This window comes from Protofrankia sp. Cj3, from assembly GCF_917627355.1.
Lineage (GTDB): Bacteria > Actinomycetota > Actinomycetes > Frankiales > Frankiaceae > Protofrankia.
In genome coordinates, this window is the sequence record NZ_CAKJTR010000269.1 from 1 (window position 1) to 4,591 (window position 4,591).

The following is a 4,591-nucleotide window of genomic DNA, read 5'->3' on the forward strand; positions in this document are numbered from 1 at the left end:
CCGGGCCGGGCGGGATGCTCGGGAAACTGACGAAGCTGGTCCTAGAGACCGCGCTCGAGGCCGAGATGACCGCCCATCTCGGCTACGAGGCCCACGACCCGGCCGGGCGCAACGGCCAGAACTCCCGTAACGGCACCCGGACGAAAACCGTGATCACCGAGATCGGGCCGGTCCAGGTCGACGTGCCCCGCGACCGGGACGCCAGCGTCACCCCGGCGATCGTCGCGAAGCGCCAGCGTCGCCTCGACGGGGTTGACGACCTCGTGGTCTCCCTGGTCGCCAAGGGGCTCACGACCGGTGAGGTCCAAGCGCACCTCGCCGAGATCTACGGCACCGACGTCTCCCGGCAGACGATCTCCAACATCACCGACAAGGTCCTCGAAGGGATGGAGGCCTGGCGGGCACGCCCCCTCGATGCGGTCTACGCGGTCGTGTTCATCGACGCGATCGTCGTGAAGATCCGCGACGGGCAGGTCGCGAACCGGCCGGTCTACGCCGCGATCGGGGTCACCGCCGACGGTGAACGCGACATCCTCGGCCTGTGGGCCGGGACCGGCGGCGAGGGCGCCAAACACTGGCAACTCGTCCTGACCGACCTGAAGAACCGCGGCGTGGCCGACGTGCTCATCCTCGTCTGCGACGGGCTGACCGGCCTGCCCGACGCGGTCGCGCAGGTCTGGCCCCAGACGGTCGTGCAGACCTGCATCGTGCATTACGCCGACCTCCGTGTTATGCCGCCCTCGCGGCCGGGATGGCTGGTGGCGGCCTGATTCTTGGCTGGAAGGTCGGCATAATCAGAGGCTTTCGAGGAAGGCCAACAGCCGGTCTGGGGGCTTGTAGCGTCCGGGTTTTGTGTTTGCCGGGGCGGTCAGGGCGAGTGCTTTCTCCTTGAGTTCGAGGTCGGCGTGAAGGTAGATCTGCGTGGTGTCGGCCCGCTCGTGGCCGAGCCAGAGGGCGATGACCGAGGTGTCGACGCCGGCGTGGAGCAGGCGCATTGCCGCGGTGTGCCTGAGGGTGTGGGCGGTGACGTTCTTCGTCTTCAGCGATGGGCACTGGGCTGCCGCGGTCGTGACGTGCTGGGCGAGGCGTTTCTCGACAGCGTCGCGGCTGAGCCTGCCGCCGGTCCGGTTCGGGAACAGGGGCCGCTGTGGTTCGCCGTGGCGTTCGGTGAGCCATGCGCGCAGGACCGTGATGGTGACCGTGGCGAGCGGGGTGATCCGTTCTTTTCGTCCCTTGCCGTGGCAGGAGACGTGCGGCCCGCTGCCGAGGTGGACGTCGCCGCGGGCCAGCCCGGTGAGCTCGGAGACCCGCAGGCCGGCTTGGGCGGCGAGGGTGAGCATGGCGTGGTCGCGCCGCCCGGTCCAGGTGGCCTTGTCTGGCGCGGCGAGCAGGGCGTCGACCTCTGGCTCGGTGAGCCAGGTGACGACGGCCCGGTCGAACTTCTTCGCCGGGATCGCCAGGACGCGGGCGATCGTCTCGGCGTGCTCGGGGTAGCGGAGGGCCGCGTAGGCGAACATGGAGCGGACCGCGGCCAGGCGGGCGTTGCGGCTGCGGGCGCCGTTGCCGCGCTCGTGCTCGAGGTGGTCCAGGAAGCTGCAGATGAGCGGGGCGTCCAGGTCGGCGATGCTGAGCTTGGAGGGCTGCTTGCCGGTGCGCTCGCAGGTGAAGGCCAGCAGCAGCCGCCAGGCGTCGCGGTAGGCGGTGACGGTCTGGCCGCTGGCGTGTCGCTGGCGGGCGAGCCGGTCGGTGAAGAACGCCTGCAGGACGGGGGCGAGGTCGGTCACGGCCGCTCCAGCCAGGCGTCGAGGCGCCGGCCAGCGGCGGCCATCAGCTCGGGCGACGCGGTCAGGTACCAGTTATCCCGAGATCGGGATAACTGGTATTACTCCGATTCTCGGGTTATTCCGATGTCCGCTCCTTCCTGCGTGTGACAGGCCCGGGACCTGCGCTGACACGGTCTGGCGACCCCGGGCCTGTCGGAATAAGCCGGTTTACTCCTTGAGACCGCAGAGGCGTTGGATGATGTCCTCGTGGTCGTGCCACAGCGGGGCCGGAAGTGGGCTTCGCGTCGTGGCGCTGGTTGCCCTCTCGAGGGCATGGCGCTTCATCTCGGTGTCGGCGTGCGCGTAGATGAGCGTGGTCTCGGGGTCAGCGTGCCCGAGCCACTCGGTGAGCAGGGCCAGCGGCATGCCGGCCTGGTAGAGGTGCATAGCTCGCGAATGCCGCAGCATGTGAGGGTGGACCCGGGCCGGGACTTCGGGACATCGGGCGGTGGCGGTGGCGGCGTGCTGGCGGATGAACCTGGCGACGTTGTCGTCGGACATCCGCGTCGGACGGTGGTTCCGCACGGTGTAGAAGATCGGGTCCGCCGGTTGCGGGGTGGGGTGGAACACCGCGGCGTAGCGGGCGAAATGCCCGGCCGTCTCGCGGGTGATGGGTAGGCGCCTGGGTTTCGCGCCCTTCCCGAGCAGGTCGGTGGTGAGCCGCCTGGTGTCGATGTCGGCGACGGTCAGGGCGAGCATCTCGGCGTCGCGGGCGGCCAGGTCATACATGAGGATCATGAAGAACTGGTCACGCAGCCCGGTCCGGGTGCTCGGGTCCGGGGCAGCGAGCAGCGCCGTCACCGCGGCTGTGCTCATGTGTTTCACCGGGGCCGTGGCGGGAGTCTTCAGCGCCGGGATGGCGGCGAGGTCAGCGAGGTAGATCGCGAGGGTGGGCTCGGCGGCCGCCGCGTAGGCGAAAAACGACCGGATACACGCCAGCCGCTGGTTGTAGGTCGAGGCCGTCCACGACCTGGTGACCCGCATGTGCTCGAGGAACCCGGTGACGGTGGCCCGGTCGAGCAGGGTGAAGGTAACCTTCTCGACACCGACGTGATGATGGTCGGCGACGTAGCCCAGCAGCATGTTCCAGGTGTGGCGACACGAGGTGATCGTGTTGGCGGCGGCGCCGCGCTGGCGGGGCAGGAACGCGGTGAACCAGTCGCGAAGGTGCCGGTAAAAGCCATCCGGGGCCTGCCGGCGGGTCGTCATGGCGTGACCACCGGGATGATGCCGGCCGCGCCGGTCAGGCCGGTCGCGGCGAGCCGCTCGGGCAGCAGATGCACGTACCACGCCGTCGAGGAGTACTTCTCGTGGCCCATGTAGGCGGCCAGATAGGGCAGCCAGGCATCGAGATCCTTGCCCTCCTCGACCCACCGCATCAGGGCGCGGGTGGCGAAGTTGTGTCTCAGGGTGTATGGGGTCGATCCAGGCGCGATGCCGCCGGCACGTGCGCGGCAGCGGTGGTAGCTGGCGATGAGCCACGCCGGGGAGTACGGGCGGCCGCGTGTGTCCTCGAAGAACCACGTGCGGTCCGGGCGCCGTAGGTCCGCTAGGCGGTCATAGCGGGCGAGCAGTCCAGCGAGGTCCTCGGCCACGGGAACACGGCGGTCCTTGTTGCGCTTGGATTGTTCGATCATCACGATGGCGCTCTCGGTGTCGACGTGGTGGCGGCGCAGGCGGCGGGCCTCAGGCGGGCGCAGGCCCGCGCCGAGCAGCAGCCGGAAGATGACCGGGATCGTGTACTCCCGGAACGGGCTGCGGTACTCGGTCTCGACGGAGTCGGCCGCCTGGAAGAAGGCAGCCAGCTCGCCGTCGGTGAACAGGTGCGGCAGGGTACGGATCGGACTGGCGATCCACGCCGACGGCACGACGAACGCCTCCGCCCCGGTCAGCTGGAGGTACTTGCCGAACTCCCGCACCGCGCGGCTGCGGTAGGCGCCCCAGGTGCCTGTCGCGGTGTCCTGGCACCACGCGGTCGCCAGTTGTCGGGTCAGTACCGTCTCGCTGGGGTGCTGCGCCGCGCAGAACCTGTCGAAACCGGCCATAGCGGTGTGCATGTCGCGCAGGCTGTGTCCCAGCGCGGTCCGCCAGTCGAGCATCGCCTCGATCTGGGGTCCGAAACTGCTGGTGAACGTGCTCATCGCAGCCCCTGCGTGGTGCAGGCGAATCCGGTCAGCGGCAGGGCGCACTGCCGCAGCTGCTCGCTGGCCAGGGCGACGTAGCGGCGGGAGGAGTTGATGCGGGCGTGGCCGAGGATCTGCGCGGCCAGCGGCAGCCCGGCCCCTGACTCGATCAGCCTGGTCCCCGCGGTGCGCCGCAGGGCATGGAACGACTTGCCGTCGTGGGCCACATGCTCGATGCCGGCCCGGGACAGGCGGCGGCGCATGAGGGTCGAGCCGGTCGACGTCCCCAGCCTCACATACGGCGCTCGGAGCCGGACGAACACTTCCGGGGCCTCGCAGTCGGGACGGCCATGCAGGATCCACGCGGCGACGGCGTTGCCTGCCAATGCTGTCAGGGGCAGCACCAGCGGCTCGGACGTCTTGGCCTGAACCAGCCGGATCTCGTCGCGCCGCCAGTCGATCTGGTCTAGGCGCAGCGCGACGAGGTCGCAGCAGCGCAGCCCGGTCGAGACCGCGAGCGCGACCATCGCGGCGTCTCTCTTCCCGCACGCCGTCTCGGTGCCGATCCCGGTCATGAGATGGTTGGTCTCCTCACGGGTAAAGCACGGCAGCGCCCGCACCCGCGGTGGCGCGGCACGCGCGAGC

4 protein-coding genes and 1 pseudogene are annotated in these 4,591 nt (G+C 69.8%); 1 reads left to right on the forward strand and 4 read right to left on the reverse strand.

The genetic code is table 11. The annotated features are described in order from the left end of the window. Window positions 1-755 (forward strand): annotated as a pseudogene (locus MJ783_RS22035) (IS256 family transposase); the annotation flags it as partial. 39 nt (window positions 756-794) lie between these two features. Here the strand turns inward: MJ783_RS22035 and MJ783_RS22040 are convergent. The 4 genes from MJ783_RS22040 to MJ783_RS22055 all read right to left on the reverse strand — a co-directional run. Beyond that, complete coding sequence (locus tag MJ783_RS22040) at window positions 795-1,784, reverse strand: tyrosine-type recombinase/integrase (protein ID WP_239313513.1); 990 nt, start codon at window positions 1,782-1,784, stop codon at window positions 795-797. Between the two features lie 207 nt (window positions 1,785-1,991). Next, on the reverse strand, window positions 1,992-3,032 hold the full coding sequence (locus tag MJ783_RS22045; protein ID WP_239313515.1) for a tyrosine-type recombinase/integrase: 1,041 nt from the start codon (window positions 3,030-3,032) through the stop codon (window positions 1,992-1,994). Further along, window positions 3,029-3,964 (reverse strand): tyrosine-type recombinase/integrase, encoded by a 936-nt coding sequence (locus MJ783_RS22050; RefSeq protein ID WP_239313517.1) that lies wholly within the window; start codon window positions 3,962-3,964, stop codon window positions 3,029-3,031. Before MJ783_RS22050 ends, MJ783_RS22045 begins: the two co-directional genes overlap by 4 nt. Further along, a partial coding sequence (locus MJ783_RS22055) for a tyrosine-type recombinase/integrase (RefSeq protein ID WP_239313519.1) occupies window positions 3,961-4,591 on the reverse strand: 631 nt, incomplete at its 5' end. The genes MJ783_RS22055 and MJ783_RS22050, both read right to left, overlap by 4 nt.

What these genes read in the sequence shown, in the direction of transcription:
- MJ783_RS22050 (WP_239313517.1), bottom strand. Translation starts at nt 3,964, where the DNA reads ATGAGCACGTTCACCAGCAGTTTCGGACCCCAGATCGAGGCGATGCTC.
- MJ783_RS22045 (WP_239313515.1), bottom strand. Translation starts at nt 3,032, where the DNA reads ATGACGACCCGCCGGCAGGCCCCGGATGGCTTTTACCGGCACCTTCGC.